This window comes from Kitasatospora sp. NPDC051170, from assembly GCF_044455705.1.
GTDB lineage: Bacteria > Actinomycetota > Actinomycetes > Streptomycetales > Streptomycetaceae > Kitasatospora.
Genome location: NZ_JBITFA010000011.1, coordinates 154,763 through 173,845, shown reverse-complemented (window position 1 = coordinate 173,845; position 19,083 = coordinate 154,763). Strand labels below are relative to the sequence as shown.

Sequence of the window (19,083 nt, the reverse complement as noted above, 5' to 3'; positions counted from 1 at the left end):
ATGGACCACGGTTCGCCGGGCCAGGGTTCGATGGACCACGGTTCGCCGGACCATGCGGAGGGTTACAGGGCGAGCCGGACGCTGCCGCTGCGGGTGGAGGCGATGCGGCAGCTGCGGCGTCGGCGCACCCTGGTGATCGGCGCGGTGCTGGCGGCGATGCCGTTCGTCATCCTGGCCGCCTTCCAGATCGGCGGCACGCCCTCGCGGCCGGACCGCACCACCTTCATCGACCTGGCCACGGCCTCCGGGGCGAACTTCGCCGTCACCCTGCTGTTCGTCGGCACCGGGTTCATGCTGGTCATCCCCGTGGCGCTGTTCTGCGGGGACACCGTCGCCTCCGAGGCCAGCTGGTCGTCCCTGCGGTACCTGCTCGCCGCGCCCGTGCCCAGGGCGCGGCTGCTGGCCCGCAAGTTCGCCGTCGGGCTGCTGTTCTCGGCCGTCGCGGTGGTGATGCTGCCGCTGATCGGGCTCGCCGTCGGCACCGCCGCGTACGGGTGGGGGGATCTCAAGCTGCCCGCCGGGGCCAGCCTGCCGGCCGGGCAGGTGCTGCCCCGGATCGCGATCGCGGTGGCCTTCGTGTTCCTGAGCGAACTGGTGATCGCCGCGCTGGCGTTCTGGCTGTCGACGGCCACGGACGCGCCGCTCGGGGCCGTCGGCGGGGCGGTGTTCGCGTCGATCATCACCGGGGTGCTGGACGCCGTCACCGCGCTCGGCGACCTGCGGCAGTGGCTGCCCGCGCACTGGCAGTACGCCTGGGCGGACGCGCTGCAGCCGGAGTTGGAGTGGGGCGGGATGGTACAGGGGGCGTCGGTGTCGCTCTCGTACGCGGTGGTGCTGCTGGCGCTGGCGTTCCGGGGGTTCGCGCGCAAGGACGTGGTGTCGTAGGCGGTCGGTCGGGGTGAGGGATCATTGGTGCGTACCGCCTCTGATTCCGTCTGATTCCATCTGATTCCGTCTGGTGAAGGACCCGTACCGTGGCCCAGATCGTCCTCTTCCACTCCGCCCACGGGCTGCGCCCGGCCGTGCACGCCGCCGCCGACCGGCTGCGCGCCGCCGGGCACACCGTGCACACGCCGGACCTGTTCGAGGGGCGGACCTTCGACGACACGGGGGAGACGACCGCGTACGAGGCCGCGAGCGCGTACCAGGAGGAGATCGGCGGCAGCGACGAGCTGCTGAAGCGGGCGGTCACGGCCGTCGCGCCGCTGTCGGCGGAGGGCCTGGTGTACGCGGGGTTTGCGCTCGGCGGGGCGGTGGCGCAGAACCTGGCGCTGGCCGACGAGAAGGCGCGCGGGCTGGTGCTCCTGCACGGCACCTCCGACCTGCGGGAGGACGCGTCGACGGAGATCCCGGTGCAGCTGCACATGGCCGAGCCGGACCCGTTCGAGCCGGAGGACTGGGTGAACGCCTGGTACCTGCGGATGGTGCGGGCCGGGGCGGACGTGGAGGTGCACCGGTACCGGGGCGCCGGGCACCTGTTCACGGACGCGGACCTGCCGGACTACGACGCGGAGGCGGCCGGGCGGGCGTGGGCGGCGGCGCTGGCGTTCCTGGAGGAGCTGGGCTAGTTCGGGGTGTCGAGGAGGGCCGGGGGCGGGTGCTCCCGGCCCTCCGGTGTTTCTGGGGTCGGGCGGGGTCGGGCGGGGTCAGGCGGGGTCGGTGGCGTCGGTGGCCTGGACTCCGGCCGGCTTTGCGGGGTTTGAGGGGCGCTTGAGGGATCTTCGGTGCCCGGTGGTGTGAACTGCCGGGCGCCGGAAGGCCTTTGGTGGTTCGCGCGCAGCTATTCTAGCGCTAGGATAACCGCCGTGGATCGCATGGACATGGGGCTGACCGCCGCCGAACTGGCGCTGCTGGGCCTGCTGGTGGAGAAGCCGCGGCACGGGTACGAGCTGGAGAAGGTGATCGCCGAGCGGGGGCTGCGGGAGTGGACGGAGATCGGGTTCAGCTCCATCTACTACCTGCTCACCAAGCTCCGCGAGCGCGGGCTGATCGCCGAGGCCGATGCGGCGACTCCCGTACGGGGCAAGGGCCGCAAGGTGTACGCGGCGACGGCGGAGGGCCGGCGGGCGTGTGCGGCGGGGGCGGTGGCGGCGATCGCCGAGCCGCATCCGGTGTTCCCGCGGGTGCTGGTGGGGCTGGCCAACCAGCCGGCCGTCGACCCGGAGGAGCTGCTCGACGCGCTCGGGCGGCGGGCGCGGGCCCTCGCCGAGCGTCTGGAGGCCGTCCGGCGGGCGTCGGACGCGGAGGTGGACGCCCCGGAGTTCGTGCGGGCGATCTTCGACTACTCGCTCGGCCAACTGGCCGCCGAGCAGGAGTGGTTGGAGCGGTACCGGGCGTCGATGGGCGGCGCCCCCAGGGGAGGAGGGAGTGCGGCCGTGGCACCGTACGACATCAAGCGGGAGCTGAAGGAGTTCTACGCGCCGAGGAACACCGAGTGGGCCGTGGTGGACGTGCCGGAGATGCGGTACCTCGCCGTCGACGGCAGCGGGAACCCGAACACCGCGCCCGCGTACACGGCGGCCGTGGAGGCGCTGTACGCGGTGGCGTACACGCTGAAGTTCGCGGAGAAGGGCGCCGGGCGGGACTTCGTGGTCGGGCCGCTGGAGGGGCTCTGGTGGGCGGACTCGTACGAGGCGTTCACCGTGCGGGACAAGGACGCGTGGAGCTGGACGATGCTCATCGGGCTGCCGGAGTGGATCACCGAGGAGGCGGTCGAGGAGGCCGGGCGGGCGGCGCTGGCGAAGAAGAGGGCTCCCGCGATCGCGGAGGTCCGGTGGCTGGTCCTGAACGAGGGGCCCAGCGCGCAGGCGCTGCACGTCGGGCCGTACGACGACGAGGGGCCGCTGCTGGAGGAGCTGCACGAGCGCTACCTGGCGGCCAACGGGCTGCGGCCGGCCGGGCTGCACCACGAGGTCTACCTGGGCGATCCGCGGCGGACGGCGCCGGAGAAGCTGAGGACCGTGGTGCGTCAGCCGGTCGAGCGGGTGGCCGACGGCGCTTCGTGAGGGTGGGCGTGCGCAGGAAGTCGGTGGGGCCGACTTCCTGCGCACGCGCGTGTTCAGGACCAGGTGGTGGCGACCTGGCGGAGGAGGGCGGCGGAGGAGGCCATGACGGCGTACCAGGTGTTCTCGGTCTCGTCGGCCGCGTCCGTCCAGGCGGTGACGACGGGGAGTTCGCAGCGGTCGCCCGGGTTGAGCGGGGGCAGGCGCCAGGTGATGCCGTGGTGGTCGCCGCCGAAGTCGATGCCCCAGGTGGTGTTGGCGCCTTCGTACGCCTCGTCGATCAGGGCCGCCCAGTGGCGGGGGGTGGTGTTGCCGGCCGCCTCGCAGAGGACCACCTCGTCGTCGCCGCCGAGGGAGAGGCGGGTGTGGTGGTCCTCGACGGTGACGGCGGCGAGGGACTGGCCGCCGTTCCAGTAGGTCTCGACGTCCTCGGGGAGGTGGCGCGGCAGGGCGGCGGTGAAGCGGACGCGGGTGAGGGCGGATCGCGTCTCGATGCGCCAGACGGCGGCGTGGGCGGCGGTGAGGGGGCTCCAGGTGTCGGGGTCGAGGTCGGCGTCGTACGGGGTGAGCAGCAGCTCGACGGTGGTCGCGTGGGTGGTCCAGCGGGCGATCGTTCGGCCCTCGCCGGGCAGCCGGAACAGCTGGTCGGGCACGGGCGGGAGGGTGGTGCCGTCGAGGGTGGTGGTGAAGGTCAGCGGGCCGAACGGCGTGTCGACGGACGGGCGGGCGGTGGGGCCGTGGATGCGGGTGCGGGGGACGGTGGGGAGCAGCATGGCGGGCCTCAGGCGGGGGCGTTGTCGGGGGTGGTGGCGGGGGCGGTCGGGCGGCGGGCGTTCAGGAGGCGGTCGATCTCGTCGAGGCGGGAGGCCGTACGGCTGCGGGGGCTGGTGAGGGCGCTGCGGATCTCGTCGAGGACGGCCCGGCCCCGGTCGTCGCCGCGCAGGGCGAGGGCGGCGGCGGCTTCGAGGCGGGCGTCGGGGCAGACGTCGGGGCGGGTGTCGTCGAGGGCGGCGGCCAGGGCTTCGCGCAGCTCGGGGGAGTCGGCCGGGTGGCCGGTGAGGGCGTGGAAGGCGGTGTCGCGGACCTCGGGGTCGGGGTCGGCGGCGAGGCGGGTGAGGGTGGGCAGGACCTCGGGGTGGGGCACGGCGGCGGTGGTGACGAAGGCCATGGCGACGCTGCGGCGGACGGCCGGGGCGGGGTGGCCGGCGTGGGGGAGGACGGCGGGGAGCTCGTCGGGGCGGCAGTAGGCGGCGAAGGCGGCGATGGCGGTGCGGAGGGCGTGCGGGTCTTGCTCGCCGTGGTCGGGGTGGAGGAGGGGGCGGAGGAAGGCGAGGGCTTCGGCGGTGTAGGGGGGTTCCTCGTCGTCATCCTGGCTGTCGTTGTCGATGGTGTCGTCGTCGAGGCCGAAGCTCAGGGTGTTGATGACGTCGAGGCCGAAGCGGCGGTGGTCGGGGGAGGCGGGGTCGCTCGCCGTGGCGAGGGCCCAGTCGAAGGTCTCCTGGCCTCCGCGGACGGTGAGTTGGAGGACGGAGGCGAACCAGTCGTCGTGCTCGGGGAGGGCGTGGACCAGGGCGCGGGCGAGGAGCTCGTCCGGGGTGCGGTGGACGCCGAGTCGGGCCTCCAGGTCGGTGACGATCGCCAGGTGGGCCGGGGGGTTCGGGCCGGTGGCGGCGTCTCCGGCGTCGGTGCCGGCGTCGATGTGGGCCTGGGCGATGGCGAGGGCGCGGCGGTAGGTGTCGGGGCCGCTGCGGGGGGAGGGGGCGAGTAGGGAGTAGAGGATCTCGTACGCGCCGTGCTCCGCCGCCCAGGTGACGGGGTCGGTGCCGTCCGGCCAGGGGTGGGTGATGTCGGCGCCGTGGGTGACGAGGGCCCAGACGAGTTCGGGGAGTCCGGCGTGTGCGGCGGCGTGGAGGAGGGTGCTGCCGTCCTCGCCGTCAAGTTCGATGTCCGGTGCGCCGTCCAGCTCGCCGTCCGGTACGGCGTCGAGGAGGAGGTCGAGGGCGGCGGGTTCGTCGGCCTGCTCTATGGCGGTGAGCAGCGAAGGGAGGTTCACCGGGGGATTGTGCCCGGACGAGTGGTCGTGGAGCGAACTGTTAATCGGGAGGCGGGGAGGGGTGGGGCCGGGTCATGATGGCGGGATGGGCGATGAGGCTTCGTACGTCGATGAGTGGGTGACGCTGTTCAGCTTCCCGAACGTCGCGGGCAGCCCCAATCCGGGCTCCCTGATCGGCCTTTGACTGCGTGACCGGGGGATCGACTGGTGGCCGTTCGAGGACGAGGACCAGCGGATCGACCTGATGTGCGGCGTAGGCGCGGACGGGCATTGGCACGGCACCATCGCCGTGCGCTTCCGGGCCGGGGCACTGCGGCGGCTCGGGCTGCACCCGGACCAGCCGACCTCGGCCGCGGCGGAGCCGCCGACGCCGAAGTGGTGGGGGCCGTGGGGGCGTCCGCGGTCCTGGGACGCGGGCTAAGGGCGCCACGCCTCCTCGTACTCGGGGTGGTGGGAGTACGACTGGGCCAGGGAGCGCAGGGCGTACGCGAGGCCGGGGCGGCGCGGGTCGGAGGCCGACATGGCCTCGAAGTCGGCGGCGAGCATGTCGATCAGGTCGAGCATGGGCAGGTGGCTGTCCAACAGGGCACGCCCGCCGAAGAGTTCGGCGATGTCGACGTAGGCGTGGTTGTCGTCCTCGTAACGGGCGTGGATGAACGCCAGGAGTTCGTTCACAGGGTGGTCGTCGGCCCGTTCGCGGGAGGCGGGCAGGGGTGTCGGAAGGTGGCGACGCCCGCGTCGGGAGTACGGCCGTCGTCCATCGTCATGCCGTCCCAACGTGTGGGCGTGGGGCGGGTGTTCCTGGTGGCGGCGCCGAGGATCACTGGCTGCGGGAGGCGAGGTGGCCGACGGGCGCCTCGGCGTGGAAGCCGGTGGCGGTGAAGGTGATGTGCTTGCCGCGGCCGGCGAGTTCGACGGCGCCGGTGCGGGGGGTGAGGGTGGCGGTGGTCGTGGGGTAGCCGGACCAGCCGTCCACGGCGAAGCCGGTCACGCCGGTGCAGACGAGGGTGAACTCGACGGCGTTGTGGCGCCTCTCCTGCCAGAGCTGTGCGGCGGCGGACGGGACGAGGAAGGCGAAGAAGCGCAGGGTGACGGAGGCCTGGCGTTCGTCGACGAGGACGGAGGTGAGGCCGAAGTCGGTGAGGGGCGGGGGCGGCGAGCCCAGGACGCCGCGGACCGGGGCGGGGTCGGCCAGGGCGGCGGACCAGTCGACGTCAGCCATGGAACGCCTTCGAGGTGACGGGCGGCTGCGTCCGGTGGAGGCGCTGGTCCATGGGGCTGACGAACCAGCGCGGCGCGGTGGCGGGATCGGGGTCGGTGGAGCGGTAGGCGTTGAGGTGGACGGCCTTGATCGCGGCGTACGCGGTGAAGGAGAGCTGGACGGCGGGCCCGGTGGCGGTGACGGAGATCCGGGGCTCGTGGACGCGGGGGAGGTCGGCGAGGGCGAGGTCCACGGCGGTGCCGTCGGGGGTGCCGCGCATCCGGAGGTCCTCGGCGACCGCCATGAACTCGAGCTGGACCTCGAGGCGGTCGCAGCCGGCCTCGGTCCAGGCGGCGGGGGCGCGGTCGGGGAAGCGGGGGAGGTCGACGCGCAGCTTCACGCCGGCGCCGTACGGGCTCAAGTGGACCGACCTGAGCGGCAGTTGGCGTAGGTGCGGCAGGTCGGTGTAGAGCGCGGTGAGGCGGTCGGAGCCGACCAGGAGGTCGGTCCAGGCGGCGGCCGGCATCGGGGCTCGTCTCGGGGGTGGGGGGTGGCGGGGAATTCGTGGGAATTCTAGGGCGGGCGCGGCGCGGGAAGGCCCTTTGGCAGGCCCGGGAGGGAGTGGGAGCGGCCGCCGGTGAGGGGGCGCGGGTGAGGGGCGGGGGCGTCTGCGGCGAGGGGTTTCGGGGGGTGCGGCGGGGTTCGGTGCATGGGGTCTGACCTGGTCTTTCGTCGGTCCGCTTCCTAGGATCGGGGCAGTTGAGAGGGGGGCCGGATGGGCCGGACGATACGTACCGTCGAGGATGTTCTCGCGCTGCTGGACGGGTTCTTCGCGCGCGAGGGTGCCGGGGGCGGTCAGGGGTTCTGGGACGGGTTCTACGCGGACCGGGGGAAGCCGGTGCCGTTCTTCGCGGCGAAGCCGGACGAGAGCCTGGTCGGGTACGTCGAGCGGGGGCTGGTCGCTCCGGGCCGTGCGCTGGACCTGGGGTGCGGGCCGGGGCGCAACGCCCTGTACCTGGCGTCGCGCGGGTTCGCCGTGGACGCGGTGGACCTGTCGCCCGTCGCGGTGGCCTGGGCACGGGACCGGGCGGCGGAAATCGGCGCCGAGGTGCGGTTCCTGTGCGGTGACGCGTTCGCCCTGCCCGCCGGGGAGCTGGACGGGCCGTACGACCTGGTCGTGGACTCCGGGTGCTTCCACCACCTGGCGCCGCACCGGCGGATCGGCTATCCGGCGCTGCTGGAACGGCTGTTGGCGCCCGGCGGCCACTTCGCGCTGACCTGCTTCGCGGCGGGGGAGGGCGGGATGGGCTCGGAGCGCGGCGACGCGGAGCTGTACCGGGTGGGCAGCCTGGAGGGTGGGCTCGCGTACACGCCGGAGGAGTTGCGGCGGATCTTCTCGGGTCTGGAGGAGGTCGAACTGCGGCGGATGCGGGAGGAGTCGCCGGACGCGGAGTGCTTCGGGGTGCCGTTCCTGTGGACGGGGCTGTTCCGGCGGGGGTGAGGCTGCGGTTGCGCGTCGCGCATGGCGCAGGAAGTCGGGCGGGCCGACTTCCTGCGCAACGGGCGTTCAGAGGCGGCGGGTGCGCAGGACGCCGGTCGCCATCGGGAGGGTGAACTCGCCCTCGGCCGTCTCGGGCTGGGCGGTGAGGAAGGCGAGGATGCGGTCCTGGGCGGCGTGGCGCTCCTTGTCCTGCATGACGATCATTCCGGCGCGGGTGGAGAGGGTGGCGACCAGGGAGCCGGCGGTGCGGCGCTGGCCGTGGGGGAACTCGGCCTGCTCGGGCGAGCCGAAGCGGGCCCGGTGGCCGTCCGGGGGCAGGTGGAGGCCGGCGGTGGTGGCGCGCCAGGCGGCCGGGGTGTCGCGGGGGCCGACGGCGGCGCTGCCGGCGACCCGGGCGAGGCCGGCGACCCAGGGGACCTGGTCGTCCAGGAGGTTCCACAGGCCCGCGAGGACGCCGCCGGGGGCGAGGACGCGGGCGATCTCGGGGCCCGCGACGGCCATGTCGAACCAGTGCATGGCGTTGCCGGAGAGGACGGCGTCGACCGAGGCGTCCTCTAGAGGAATCGTTTCTGCGGAGCCCGCGAGCGCCCGTACGTCCGGCGCCGCGCGGTGCAGTTCGACCCGCATCGCCGGGTCGGGCTCGACGGCGACGACCTCACACCCGAGGGCGACCAGCGTGGCGCTCAGCTTGCCCGTACCGGCGCCGAGGTCGAGCACGCGCGGGCCGGGCGCCGGTTCGAGGGCCCAGCGCACCGCGGCCAGCGCGTAGTCCGGGCGGTGCTCGGCGTACGCGGCGGCGGCCGCACCGAACGAGGCGGCGTGGAGCGGGTGTTGGTCCTTGTCCATTCGATCAAGGTAACCGTACCGGGGCTGGCGGTGGTGGCTCGGGGTGGGTAGAGTGGTGCTTCATTATGAAGGACGTACATAAATCTCAGAGGCTGGCGGCGGACCCCGAGGGGTTCCTCTACGACAGCGGGGTCCGGGTGAGCATGGAGGCGTTCATGGTGGGGGAAGGCGTACTGGCGCTGGAGGCGGCCGCGGCCGTGCGGTCGGCCTCGCAGGCGGTGGACCGCCTGCGGTCGCAGGGCGCGGGCGGACGGGGGCTCAGCGCGGGGGCGCTCGACGTGCTGGCTCGGCTGAGCGCGGCGGGCGGGGAAGGTGCGGAGCGCGCAGAGGGTGCAGAAGGCGCAGGGGGGCTCAGTGTCGGGGAGCTGGCGCGGGCGGCCGGGGTGAGCTCGCGCAACGTCACCGGGCTGGTGGACACCCTGGAGCGGGACGGGCTGGTGCGGCGCGTCCAGGACCGGGAGGACCGCCGGTCGGTCCGCGTGCTGATCACCGGGGCCGGGCAGGAGTGGCTGGAGGCGTTCCGCGAGCCGACGCGGCGGGCGATGTCCGCCGTCTTCCACGGGTTCACCGAGGAGGACCTCGCGCGGTTCCGGCACCTGTGCCTGCGGCTGGTCGAGAATCAGCAGCGGATCGAGGGGGCGGTTCGCTAGGGCGTGTCTGACGATTCCCGCCGGGCGGTCGCCGCCGGGGCACGCACCTCGCCGGAGCGCATGCGGCGGACGAGGTCGGCGGCGGCTTCGGGCCAGTGGGGGTGCTCGAAGGCGAAGCCGGCCTCCAGGAGGCGGCCGGGGACGACGCGGCGGCTCTTGAGCAGCAGTTCGGTGTCCGAGCGGAGGGCGAAGGCGCCGAGTTCGGCCATCCAGCGGGTGGCCGGGAGGCCCACCGGCACGCCCCAGGCCCTGCGGACTCCCCGCATGAACTCGCCGTAGGGCAGGGGGCCGGGCGCGGCGAGGTTCACCGGGCCGCTGAGGTCCTCGCGGGCGGTGAGGAAGTCGAGGGAGCGGACGAGGTCCCGGCCGTGGATCCACGACATGTACTGGCCGCCGCCCGCGACCGGGCCGCCGAGCCCCAGCCGGGCCATGCGCAGGAGCAGGTCGAAGGCGCCGCCCCGCCCGGGGCTCATCACCATCGAGGTGCGCAGCGCGACCTTGCGGGTGTGGGGCGTGTCGGCCTGTTCCTGGGCCCGCTCCCAGGCTTCGGCGATCTCGACGCTGTAGGACCAGTAGCGGGGGACGCCCGGTTCGGTGCCGCCGATCAGGCCGGTGGCCTCGTCGTTGGGGGCGTCGAAGCGGTGGGCGTAGATGGTGGCGGTGCTCATCTGGAGCCAGAGCCGGGGCGGGCGGGCGGCCTTGGCGATGGCCTCGCCCACGGCCTGGGTGGAGTGGACGCGGGAGTCCATCATGGCCCGGAGGTTGTCCGGGGTGTAGCGGCAGTCGACGCTGCGGCCGGCGAGGTTGACCACGAGGTCGCTGCCGTCGACCGCCTCGGCCCAGGGGCCGAGGGTGCGGCCGTCCCAGTGGATCTCCCGGCCGTCGGCGCTGCCGGGCCGCCTGGTCAGGACGACGACCTCGTGGCCGGCGGCGGTCCACTCCTGTCGCAGGAGCCTGCCCACGTGCCCGGTGCCTCCGGGCAGCACGATCCTCATCGGGTTCCCCCTTCGCTGGTGCTGAGGGAGAGCCTAGGGCACATATGAACGTGTTCAAAAGTGGGGGTGGGGAGGTGGCGGGGGCTCTAGCGCAGCGGGCGCGGGGCCGTGCGCTCGTAGATCGTCCCGCCGGGGAGGTACCAGGAGACCTTCTTGCGGACGGCCGGGGACGGGTCCTCGGCCTGGGAGGTGCGCAGGGCGGCGAGGGCGCGGTCGTCGACGTGGGCGAACTTGCCCGCGAGCTCGGCGGCCCGCAGCCGGACCTGCGGATCGGGGTCGGTGGCCAGGTGGCGCAGGGCGGGGTCGAGGACGAGATCGGCGCCGGGGGCGCAGGTGTCGCCCTTGCAGCGGTCGCAGGCCAGGGCGTGGAAGGCGGAGATCCGGACCTTGGCGTCCGGGTCGTCGGCCATGGCGATGAGCAGGTCCATCGACTCGGTGTCGACCAGGTGGTCGAGGAGGCGGCAGCACCCCTCGCGGACGGCGGCGTCCGGGTGGGACAGGCCGGCGCGGATGGCGTCGAGGGCGTCGTCGCCGCGCTGCAGCAGCGCCCAGTAGGCGCCGACGGTGCGCTGGGGATCGCCCAGGTAGGCGACCAGGGAATCGGTGTCGGTGCGGGGGAATCCGAGCATGGCCCGAGTGTCGGGCGTAACTGCCGGGAGGGCAAAGGGATTTCGGGCTGATCGACCGGCCCGGAGAAGGGCGCGTCACGTTTCGTGAGGCTGCCCGGTCCTTCCGGCCGACGGTCCTTCCAGTCGACGGTCCGTCGACGGTCCTTCCGGCTGACAGAGGCCGGCCCAACGAGAAAGGCCGGGCCGACGCAGCTTGCGCTGTGTCGACCCGGCCTTCATCAGTAGCGGGGACAGGATTTGAACCTGCGACCTCTGGGTTATGAGCCCAGCGAGCTACCGAGCTGCTCCACCCCGCGTCGGTGAACCAGACTCTACGGCACCGAGGGGCGAAAGGGGAAATCGGTTCGTCGGCTACTCGCCGGCCCTGGCCTCGGCGAGGGTGTGGGCGACGAGGGCGTTGGCGTGCCCGTGGCCGAGGCCGTGCTCGGTCTTGAGCCAGGCGACCAGCTCGGAGTGCTTGGCCAGGGGCGAGGCGCGGAGGAGGTCCTTCCACTCCGCGATCGGGCGGCCGTACTTCTTCTCGATGGACGGGAAGTAGCTGGCGGGGCCCTTGGTCGGCGTGCTCATGAGCGGGTTCCTGCTTCCTGGGGATGCTTCTCGGTCGTTTCACAGGGGTAGACCGGGGCGCCCGGTGAAACTCATCGGTGGTGGGCGGATTCGGCGAAAAGATTTTTTCGACGGGGTGTGAGCGGCCCCGTCACGGGGGTGTCACAGCTTCGCGGAGCCGGTTGCCGGGGGTCGGGCGGGCCCGGGAGCGTGGGGGCAGACGGCGACGGGGAGGGGCGCGGGATGCGTACGGTGCGGATGGCGTCCGTGAGGACGCGGAGCGAAGTCGCCGGTGGTGCCTTCGCGCTGATGGTCGGTTCGGGGGCGGTCCTGGGCCTCACCCGGGCCGTCGACCCCTTCCTGGTCGTGTTCATCCCGCTCGTCATCGGCGTCGCCGCGTTCTGCGGGGCACCCCACACCTTCTGGCTGCGCGCCGACGACAGCGGCATCACCCTGGTCAAGCGACTGGTGCCGCGCCGCTACGCCTGGGTGGACGTGCACGGGCTGGCGATGGAGTTCGCCCAGGACGAGGACGGGGACGGCCGCCACCTCACCCTGCGGCTGCGCCTCACCGAACCGAAGGGCCGGTTCTGGGGCCCCTTCCTCTGCACCGTCCCGGTCACCGAGGAGGACACGCACTCGGGCGTGCCCCCGCTGGCGCTGGCCGAACTGTTCGCCGTCTTCGGGGAGCACCGACTGCCCGTCGAGAAGCCCGAGTTCGCCAACGAGGTGCTCCGGGTGCGCGGGCTCCCGAGGCTGCCGCCCTGGGCACCGTGGGTCGTACCGGCGGAGGGCCCGCCCGCGCCCGAGAAGGCGTACGCGGACGCGCCGGACATCGGGGCCGAGACCCGCGAGGTCGACGCACTGGCGAAGCGCGCCAGGACGCGGGTGCCCGTACGGCGGGAGTACCTGCTGCGCCGCGCCGCGCTGGCCGACCGGCGCTGCCTGGACGACGGGGGCGAGCGGGGGAGGTTCGGCGCGGTGGCGGCGGCGGAGGAACTGGTCGAGATCGACCAGGTCAGGGTCGAGGGTGACCCGCGCCCCTACGTCCGCCGGCAGTACCTGGTGTGGCGGGCCTCCGGCCGGTAGCCATGCTGCCGCGTCATTGGATGTGGATCGCGTCGGCCGGGAGCTCGAAGACGTGGGCGATGCCCTCGGCCGCGTTGCCGCGCTCGCCGACGCGGGTGAAGCCGAAGCCGGCGATGGTGGCCAGAGAGGCGGCGTTCTCGGCGCTGATCGTCGCCCGGACGGTGCGGACGCCGGGTTCGGCGGCCGCCCGCAGGAGCAGGGCACGCAGGGTGGCGCGGGCGTAGCCCCGGCGGCGGTGGGCGGGGGCGACGCAGTAGCCGACCTCGACCGTTCCGGTCCCGTCGGGCGGGCCGTGGAACCCGGCGTCGCCGACGACGGTTCCGTCCGGCTCGGACACCACGGCCCGGGTGATCCAGGGCGCGGCGGACGGGTCCCGGGCGAGCTGGTCGGCGCGGTAGGCGAACATCGAGCGGGCCCGCTCGGAGACGAAGTACACGTCGAGGGCGACCCCCGCTTCGGCGCTGCCGCCCGCGAGGTCGCCGTCGGCGAGGGCCCGTAGCGCCTTCTCGCCGAGCAGGACGAAGCGGACGGTCTTCGGGGTGGGGCCGGGTGTGGTGTTCATCGCGGGCGATGCTCCCCTCCGTGGGGGAGGGCTGTCCACCGATTTGCCGAGCGCGGTGACGGGTCGGTGCGTAGCCTGATCCGCGCCGATCGGGTGTCGGGCGGCCAGGACGGGTTACGGGTCACGGGTTGACGGGGCTGGGGGCGGCGGTCGTGTCGGATGCGGTGCTGAACATCGTGATCGGGCTGGTGACGAGCGTCGTCAGCGGCGGATCCGTATGGGCCTGGAAGCGGGTGAGCGGCGCCCGCGTCCTGCACCGGAGGCGGGCGCTGCTCGGCCTGAGCCCCGGGGTGCCGTGCGTGATCATCCTCAACCGGCACTGGCGGATGCCCGAGGTCACCGACCACGGCGATGTGCACGCGATCATCGAGCTGGCGATGCTCGCGGAGGAGGCCGGGAGCCCGTTCACCCTCGTCGCGGCCGACGCGGGGGAGTTCACCGGGGACCGTACGGAGCTCAGCATCGGCGGGCTCGGGTCCAACCGGCGCAACGTCGAGTACGTGGCCTCGCAGCTGCCGGGCGTGGAGGTCGATCCGGATGGCCACTTCACGGTGGACGGGCGGCGGTTCGTCCATGACCAGGGGCGTCAGGACCACGCCCTGGTCGCGAAGTTCACCCCGGCCCGGTCCACGAGGCCGGTCCTGGTCGTCATGGGCCAGTCGTCGATCGCGAACCGGGCGGCCGTGCACCTGCTCAAGCGCGACTACCGGCAGCTGACGAGGACGCTCGCGTCGCTGGACCGGTTCTGCCTGATGCTGCGGGTCGACTCGGCGGACACCTACGGCTACCAGGCGGTGGAGCTGGCCGCGGACCTGTCGGACGTCGCGTTCTAGACGGGCCGCCGCACAGGAAGTCGGCGGGGCCGACTTCCTGCGCGGGCGTGTCACTCGTCGGTGGTGCCGTCGGTGAGTTCGCGGACGATGTCCAGGTGGCCCGCGTGGCGGGCGTACTCCTGGAGCACGTGGAACAGGATCCAGCCCAGGGTGGGGCGCTCCGTGCCGTCCTCCGCGAAGCGGCCACCGGCCTCGGCGACGGCCGACAGCGGCGTCCCCGAGGCGACGGACCGGGTGTACTCACCGCCGGTGTGCAGGGCGGCGAGGAGCTCGGCGGCGGTCTCTTGCGGGGCGACGTACCAGCGGTCCTCCGGGCCGCGGTCGCCCCAGGGCGCCGGAACGGGCTCGCCGCGGAAGCCCCAGCGCAGCCAGCGCTGCTCCATGTGGACCAGGTGCTTGAGGAGTTCGAGCATCGTCCAGCCGGAGGGGAGGCGGCTCGTGCGCAACTGCTCGTCGGACAGGCCCTCGACCTTGGCCCCGATCGCGGAGCGGTAGTAGTCGAGGTAGTCCAGCAGCAGGGTGCCGGGGTCGGAGAGCCGCTGGTTCGGCTCGGGGAGGGGCGAGGAGGTCGTCATGGCGGAGAGTCTCCCAGGGCGTGTCACATTCGGCGCCGCTGCCCGGTCGTCCTTGCGGAAGGAAACGGGCGGGAGAAGGGATCGATCGTGAGGATGAAGACCGTCATCGTGTGCGCCTCCGTGTCGCACGGCAACACGCGCCGGGTCGCCGAGGCCATGGCTGCGGTACTGGACGCGAAGGTCGTCACCCCCGAGCAGGCCGACCCGGCGGAGCTGGCCGGCGCCGACCTGGTGGGGTTCGGCTCAGGCGTCTTCTACGGGCGGCTGCACGCCGGCCTGACCGGCGTCATCCGTGCGCTGCCTTCGCCCGGGCGCGGGCGGGCGTTCGTGTTCGCCACCAGCGGGCTCCCGGAGCTGCCGTTGGCGCCGTTCACCCGGCCCGCGGTCCGGCTCCTCGAAGCCAAGGGCTATGCGGTGGAAGGGACCTTCACCTGCCGGGCGCTCGACACCTGGCTCCCCTTCCGGCTCGTCGGCGGCCTCAACCGGCAGCACCCGAACACCGACGACCTGGCCGCCGCCAGGGCGTTCGCCGAGCGGCTGCGGACATCCTGACGGCGCGGGCGGGGCCCGTGCCTATGCTTCGGTCGTGCAGCAACTTACTGATGGTCAGCGGTCGTTGATCGCGGCGTTCCCGGCGGAGTTCGCGGGCGATGCCGAGGTCGTACTCGCGGTGATGCCCGCTTCGCGGTTCGCGCCGCCTGGTTCGTTCCCGGTGGTGGTGCAGGGAGAGCGGGTGTCGATCCCCGAGCGGATCTACAACGGCGAACCGGTCGCCGGGGCGGTGGAGTCGCTGTCGCGGCGGCAGAGGCAGCTGCTGCACTGCCTGTACTCGCGGCACCATGACGGCCGGGTGCGGCAGCGGCACCTCGCCGAGGTCGTCGGGTCTGCGGACCCGTGGGTCGTTCCGTACGTGGTGCGGCTGGCCGGGGAGTACGTCCTGGAGATCCTGGTCGACATCCGCAACGCCCTGCGCGACCTCGACGCGCCCGGCGTCGGTGCGTACGGGCAATTCATCGTGGACAACCCGGAGTTCTTCGCCCGGACGCAGCGGCGAGTGGTGAGCTACTGGAGCTGCTACTACCGCGAGGGCGTCCACGCGAGCTTCCGGGGTTACCCGGGCTGCACGGTGCTCGACCAGCTGCGGTCCGCCGCCGCTGAGAGCGCGGGCCGTCCGTGGCCGAGCCTGGCGCCGCGTGGCTGGGCCGGGGTGGACGGCTACTGCTAGGCCCTCTCTTTCGGATCTTGCCGGGTGCTTCGGCCGAGCCGAAGGCCGAGCTTCATTCGACCTGCGCAAAACTCAAAGTAAACCTTATGCCTTAAGCTCTCTCATGCCTGATGGGTTATGGAGAGGGGCGTGGCGATGAGGACGATCGGGCTGATCGGCGGGATGAGCTGGGAGTCGACGGCGGAGTACTACCGCTTGGTGAACGAGCTCACGCGGGAGCGCCTCGGCGGCCTCCACTCGGCGCGGTGCGTGCTCTACTCGGTGGACTTCGCGGAGATCGAACAGTTGCAGGTCCAGGACCGCTGGGCGGAGGCCGGCGAGATCCTGGCCGCGGCCGCGCGGGCGCTCGAAGCGGCCGGCGCGGACCTGGTGCTGATCTGCACCAACACCATGCACAAGGTCGCCGACCACGTCGAGGCGGCGGTCTCCGTCCCCCTGCTGCACCTGGCCGACGCCACCGCGCAGGCCGTGCGGGCGTCCGGCCTGCGGAGGGTCGGCCTGCTGGGGACCGCGTTCACCATGGAGCAGGACTTCTACCGGGGCCGCCTCGAGGCCGGTGGGCTCGACGTGCTCGTCCCCGACGCGGAGGGGCGCGCGATCGTTCACCGGGTGATCTACGAGGAACTCTGCCTGGGCATCGTGCGGGAGGAGTCGCGGGCCGCCTACCGGGAGGTCATCGCGGACCTGGTCGCCGGCGGTGCGGAAGGCGTCATCCTGGGCTGTACCGAGATCGAGTTGCTCATCGGTTCCGAGGACAGCCCCGTTCCGGTCTTCCCCACCGCTCGACTCCACGCCGAGGCCGCCGTGCGCGCGGCCCTGTCCGGCACGTGATCGCTGGGCCTCGGCCTCGCGAACGGTGTTGCGCGGCGCAGGAAGTCGATCCGGCCGACTTCCTGCGCCGGCCGCTTGGCCCTGTCGGCTACGAGCGGGTGCAGGTCGCGTCGGTGCGCGGCAGGCGGCCGGTGGCGAGGTAGGCGGTAACCGTGTCGTCCACGCAGGCGTTGCCGTAGATCCCGTACAGCCCGTGCTGGTTGGCGCCCTGGAGGGTCAGCAGGCGGGAGCCGGGCAGCATGCCGTGCAGGGCGACGGCGCCGCCGTAGGGGGTGCGGGGGTCGCCGGTGGCGGCGACGATCAGCGCCCGGGCGTCGTGGCGGACCTGGGTGGGCGCCTCGCGCGGGCGGTCCCAGAAGGCGCACGGGGTGATGTTGTCGAGCAGCGGGCCGAACAGCGGGCTGTCGGCGCGACTGCGCTCGATCTCGTGCCAGTAGTGCTCGGGGTCCTGGGACGCGGTGCCGTCCGCGCAGGCGATGGCCTGCATGGCGCTGCCGGCCGGTGAGCCCTGCGGGCTGTACAGGAACTGCAGCAGGGCGGTGGTCTGCGCGCTCGGGGTGACGGGCCGGCCCGCCGCGGCCTCGGCGAGCATCGCCGTCTGCTCGGCGAGGGAGGCCCGTTCCGGCTCGGAGTCGCCCTGGAGCCCGGCGAAGAACACCATCGGCACCCGGCTGTCGTCGAGTTGGAAGGCGTTGGCGCCGCTGCCGATGACGAGCGGGCGGTTCGCGGACGCCTGCACGGTGCGGAGGATTCCGGCGGTCACCTCCTCGCGGGTGCGGCCGAGCCCGTACGTGCTGTGGCGGGCCGCCGCCCAGTCCGCCCAGTCGGCGAACGCGTGCTCGAGTCCTGGCAGTTGGCTCGGGATGAGTGCGGGCCCGGCGCGGCGCGGGTCCAGCGCGCTGTCCAGGACCGTCCGGTCGAGGCGGCCGGGGAACATCTGGCCGTACACCGTGCCGAGGTAGGTGCCGTACGACAGGCCGAGGTAGGAGATCCGCCGCTCGCCGAGCGCGCCCCGGACCACGTCCAGGTCCCGGGCGGTGTTGCGGGTGCCCGCGTACGGCAGCAGGTCGCCGGCCGCCGAGCGGCACTTGGCCGCGAGGTCCCGCTGGAGGGTGACCTGGCGCTCGAAGCCCGCCCGGCCGGTGCCGGAGGACTGCACGCTGTAGCCGACGGGCCAGCCGCAGTCGATCTGGCCGCTGCGGCCGACGAAGCGGGGGTCCAGCCCGACGATGTCGAACCGGCCGGCGGTCTCCTTGAGGGCGGCGTGCACCCGAAGCGGTGAGGTGAGGGTCGGGCTGCCGGGGCCGCCGTCGTTGAGCAGCAGCGCGCCGATCCGGTGGCGGGTGTCGGTGGCCTTGATCCGGGAGAGCGCCAGGGTGACGGTGCGTCCGCCGGGGTTTCCGTAGTCGAGCGGCACGGTGACCTCCGTGCAGCGGGCGCCGGCCTGGTCGAGTGCGGCACCGTCCTGGTCGTTCGGGCCCAGGACGCAGCTGTGCCAGTTGAGTTGCTGCCCGTAGTAGCGGTCGAGCCCCCGGGAGTTGGATGCCGAGCCTTCCGAGCCTTCCGAGGCTCCCGGCGCTTCCGCGGCCTGCGCGGGCAGGGCCGCGACGGTGGCCCCCGTCAGACAGGCCGCGAGGGCGAGGCCCGCCGCGGCGGCGCGCCGGAGGGCGTGCGGCCGTCGGGCGGCGGGAGCGGAGCGGCTGCGCTGGGGGTCGGGCATGTGGCCTCCTCTGCGACGTGGGGTTCCGCCTCGGAGCGTCGGCCGAGGAGAACCTCTGTGATCAGCCTTTCCTTTTTCGTCCCAGGGCCGGACTCGCCGTGGTGGAGCACCTGGCCTCGGGACGAAGCGAAGCACCTGTGCCGTGAGGCCGTCACGGGGACGGCCTCACGGCACAGGTGCTTCAGGGTCAACGCCGAACCGGCGGTGGAAAGTGCCGATGCGCGGCAATGTCGGCTAGAACTCACCTGCTACGCCCAGGTCTTGGCGCATCGCGTGCCGCATGGTCTTGATCAGTGCCCACAGCTCGTCCTGCGCCTCGGCGGCGGCTTGCAGGGTCTCCCCGGGACGCGCGTCGCCCTGTTCCAGCCGCTTGACGATCCCGTACACGCGGGTGAGCGCCTGGTTCGCGGTGTCGCCCGGGGCGATCACGGAATCGGGCGCGACCATCAGGGTCTCGGACCAGTGGTTGCGGTGCGCGTCCTTGGCCTCCTCCAGCGCCCGGGTGTCGTCCTCCCCGGGTGTCCCGTCGCGCAGCACGTGCAGGTGCCGGTTGAGCGCGGTCGCGAACTGGCGTGCGTCGCGGTAGAGCCGGGTGTAGCAGCCACGCCGCAGGGCGAGGTTCTCGCGGCCCTCCTGGAACGCCTCGTTGAGCTCCAACTCGCGCCGCTTGGCCCGTTCGGCGCCCCGCTGGGTCAGCAGCGCGGCCCCGAGGGTCCCCGCCACGCCGGTCACTGCGATCGCTACTGCCGCTATGTCCACCCGGTAACCCTAGGGCGCGGGCGGGGGAGCCTTGCAGACCGCTTCGAAGCACAGGAAGTCGGACGG

Annotated in this window: 23 protein-coding genes and 1 tRNA gene; 10 read left to right on the top strand and 14 right to left on the bottom strand. The window is 73.2% G+C overall.

Annotated features, from left to right (window positions below; all coding sequences use genetic code 11):
• The 3 genes from ACIBCA_RS23415 (at position 1) to ACIBCA_RS23405 (ending at position 3,005) form a co-directional block, all read left to right on the top strand.
• Complete coding sequence (locus tag ACIBCA_RS23415) at positions 1 to 885, top strand: ABC transporter permease (protein WP_396285017.1); 885 nt, start codon at positions 1 to 3, stop codon at positions 883 to 885.
• Between the two features lie 89 nt (positions 886 to 974).
• Positions 975 to 1,568 (top strand): dienelactone hydrolase family protein, encoded by a 594-nt coding sequence (locus ACIBCA_RS23410; protein ID WP_396284898.1) that lies wholly within the window; start codon positions 975 to 977, stop codon positions 1,566 to 1,568.
• Positions 1,569 to 1,814: 246 nt separating this feature from the next.
• Positions 1,815 to 3,005, top strand: a complete 1,191-nt coding sequence (locus ACIBCA_RS23405) for a GyrI-like domain-containing protein (protein WP_396285016.1) — start codon at positions 1,815 to 1,817, stop codon at positions 3,003 to 3,005.
• 53 nt (positions 3,006 to 3,058) lie between these two features.
• Here ACIBCA_RS23405 and ACIBCA_RS23400 read toward each other — a convergent pair whose 3' ends face one another.
• From ACIBCA_RS23400 to ACIBCA_RS23380, 5 genes are all read right to left on the bottom strand, one after another.
• Entirely contained in the window at positions 3,059 to 3,775 is a 717-nt protein-coding gene (locus ACIBCA_RS23400; RefSeq protein WP_396284897.1) for a hypothetical protein, read from the bottom strand.
• 8 nt (positions 3,776 to 3,783) lie between these two features.
• Positions 3,784 to 5,055 (bottom strand): HEAT repeat domain-containing protein, encoded by a 1,272-nt coding sequence (locus ACIBCA_RS23395; protein ID WP_396284896.1) that lies wholly within the window; start codon positions 5,053 to 5,055, stop codon positions 3,784 to 3,786.
• A 417-nt stretch (positions 5,056 to 5,472) separates the two neighbouring features.
• Complete coding sequence (locus ACIBCA_RS23390; protein WP_396284895.1) at positions 5,473 to 5,730, bottom strand: DUF6221 family protein; 258 nt, start codon at positions 5,728 to 5,730, stop codon at positions 5,473 to 5,475.
• Between the two features lie 145 nt (positions 5,731 to 5,875).
• Complete coding sequence (locus tag ACIBCA_RS23385) at positions 5,876 to 6,277, bottom strand: Imm50 family immunity protein (protein WP_396284894.1); 402 nt, start codon at positions 6,275 to 6,277, stop codon at positions 5,876 to 5,878.
• Positions 6,270 to 6,782 (bottom strand): Imm50 family immunity protein, encoded by a 513-nt coding sequence (locus ACIBCA_RS23380; protein ID WP_396284893.1) that lies wholly within the window; start codon positions 6,780 to 6,782, stop codon positions 6,270 to 6,272. The genes ACIBCA_RS23385 and ACIBCA_RS23380 overlap by 8 nt, the downstream gene beginning before the upstream one ends.
• 249 nt (positions 6,783 to 7,031) lie before the next feature.
• On the opposite strand from ACIBCA_RS23380, the gene ACIBCA_RS23375 reads away from it, so the two are divergent.
• Positions 7,032 to 7,757 (top strand): class I SAM-dependent methyltransferase, encoded by a 726-nt coding sequence (locus tag ACIBCA_RS23375; protein WP_396284892.1) that lies wholly within the window; start codon positions 7,032 to 7,034, stop codon positions 7,755 to 7,757.
• Positions 7,758 to 7,823: 66 nt separating this feature from the next.
• On the opposite strand, the gene ACIBCA_RS23370 is transcribed toward ACIBCA_RS23375, so the two are convergent.
• Positions 7,824 to 8,603, bottom strand: a complete 780-nt coding sequence (locus ACIBCA_RS23370; RefSeq protein WP_396284891.1) for a class I SAM-dependent methyltransferase — start codon at positions 8,601 to 8,603, stop codon at positions 7,824 to 7,826.
• A 65-nt stretch (positions 8,604 to 8,668) separates the two neighbouring features.
• Here ACIBCA_RS23370 and ACIBCA_RS23365 point away from each other — a divergent pair, with 65 nt between their 5' ends.
• Complete coding sequence (locus ACIBCA_RS23365; RefSeq protein ID WP_396284890.1) at positions 8,669 to 9,253, top strand: MarR family winged helix-turn-helix transcriptional regulator; 585 nt, start codon at positions 8,669 to 8,671, stop codon at positions 9,251 to 9,253.
• Here the strand turns inward: ACIBCA_RS23365 and ACIBCA_RS23360 are convergent.
• From ACIBCA_RS23360 to ACIBCA_RS23345, 4 genes are all read right to left on the bottom strand, one after another.
• Entirely contained in the window at positions 9,250 to 10,248 is a 999-nt protein-coding gene (locus ACIBCA_RS23360) for a TIGR01777 family oxidoreductase (RefSeq protein ID WP_396284889.1), read from the bottom strand. The genes ACIBCA_RS23365 and ACIBCA_RS23360 overlap by 4 nt on opposite strands.
• 86 nt (positions 10,249 to 10,334) lie before the next feature.
• Complete coding sequence (locus tag ACIBCA_RS23355) at positions 10,335 to 10,877, bottom strand: HEAT repeat domain-containing protein (protein WP_396284888.1); 543 nt, start codon at positions 10,875 to 10,877, stop codon at positions 10,335 to 10,337.
• Between the two features lie 222 nt (positions 10,878 to 11,099).
• Positions 11,100 to 11,173 (bottom strand) — tRNA-Met (locus ACIBCA_RS23350).
• 55 nt (positions 11,174 to 11,228) lie between these two features.
• Positions 11,229 to 11,444 carry a DUF4287 domain-containing protein gene (locus ACIBCA_RS23345; RefSeq protein WP_396284887.1) on the bottom strand — a complete coding sequence of 72 codons (216 nt, stop codon included), beginning with the start codon at positions 11,442 to 11,444 and terminating at the stop codon, positions 11,229 to 11,231.
• A 246-nt stretch (positions 11,445 to 11,690) separates the two neighbouring features.
• On the opposite strand from ACIBCA_RS23345, the gene ACIBCA_RS23340 reads away from it, so the two are divergent.
• On the top strand, positions 11,691 to 12,512 hold the full coding sequence (locus ACIBCA_RS23340; protein ID WP_396284886.1) for a hypothetical protein: 822 nt from the start codon (positions 11,691 to 11,693) through the stop codon (positions 12,510 to 12,512).
• Between the two features lie 13 nt (positions 12,513 to 12,525).
• Here ACIBCA_RS23340 and ACIBCA_RS23335 read toward each other — a convergent pair whose 3' ends face one another.
• On the bottom strand, positions 12,526 to 13,074 hold the full coding sequence (locus ACIBCA_RS23335; protein WP_396284885.1) for a GNAT family N-acetyltransferase: 549 nt from the start codon (positions 13,072 to 13,074) through the stop codon (positions 12,526 to 12,528).
• 152 nt (positions 13,075 to 13,226) lie between these two features.
• Here ACIBCA_RS23335 and ACIBCA_RS23330 point away from each other — a divergent pair, with 152 nt between their 5' ends.
• Positions 13,227 to 13,907, top strand: a complete 681-nt coding sequence (locus tag ACIBCA_RS23330; protein ID WP_396284884.1) for a hypothetical protein — start codon at positions 13,227 to 13,229, stop codon at positions 13,905 to 13,907.
• Between the two features lie 50 nt (positions 13,908 to 13,957).
• On the opposite strand, the gene ACIBCA_RS23325 is transcribed toward ACIBCA_RS23330, so the two are convergent.
• The gene (locus ACIBCA_RS23325; protein WP_396284883.1) at positions 13,958 to 14,482 is read right to left on the bottom strand and encodes a DinB family protein; all 525 of its coding nucleotides are present in this window, start codon (positions 14,480 to 14,482) and stop codon (positions 13,958 to 13,960) included.
• 93 nt (positions 14,483 to 14,575) lie between these two features.
• Here ACIBCA_RS23325 and ACIBCA_RS23320 point away from each other — a divergent pair, with 93 nt between their 5' ends.
• The 3 genes from ACIBCA_RS23320 to ACIBCA_RS23310 all read left to right on the top strand — a co-directional run bounded on the left by ACIBCA_RS23320 (position 14,576) and on the right by ACIBCA_RS23310 (position 16,538).
• Positions 14,576 to 15,034 carry a flavodoxin family protein gene (locus tag ACIBCA_RS23320; protein WP_396284882.1) on the top strand — a complete coding sequence of 153 codons (459 nt, stop codon included), beginning with the start codon at positions 14,576 to 14,578 and terminating at the stop codon, positions 15,032 to 15,034.
• Between the two features lie 34 nt (positions 15,035 to 15,068).
• The gene (locus ACIBCA_RS23315) at positions 15,069 to 15,707 is read left to right on the top strand and encodes a hypothetical protein (RefSeq protein WP_396284881.1); all 639 of its coding nucleotides are present in this window, start codon (positions 15,069 to 15,071) and stop codon (positions 15,705 to 15,707) included.
• A 135-nt stretch (positions 15,708 to 15,842) separates the two neighbouring features.
• Positions 15,843 to 16,538 carry an aspartate/glutamate racemase family protein gene (locus ACIBCA_RS23310; RefSeq protein ID WP_396285015.1) on the top strand — a complete coding sequence of 232 codons (696 nt, stop codon included), beginning with the start codon at positions 15,843 to 15,845 and terminating at the stop codon, positions 16,536 to 16,538.
• Between the two features lie 88 nt (positions 16,539 to 16,626).
• On the opposite strand, the gene ACIBCA_RS23305 is transcribed toward ACIBCA_RS23310, so the two are convergent.
• Together ACIBCA_RS23305 and ACIBCA_RS23300 are read right to left on the bottom strand one after the other, a co-directional pair.
• Positions 16,627 to 18,258, bottom strand: a complete 1,632-nt coding sequence (locus ACIBCA_RS23305) for an alpha/beta hydrolase (RefSeq protein ID WP_396284880.1) — start codon at positions 18,256 to 18,258, stop codon at positions 16,627 to 16,629.
• A 234-nt stretch (positions 18,259 to 18,492) separates the two neighbouring features.
• Positions 18,493 to 18,981: a hypothetical protein gene (locus ACIBCA_RS23300; RefSeq protein ID WP_396284879.1), complete on the bottom strand. Its 489-nt coding sequence runs from the start codon at positions 18,979 to 18,981 to the stop codon at positions 18,493 to 18,495.
• Positions 18,982 to 19,083 lie beyond the last annotated feature (102 nt).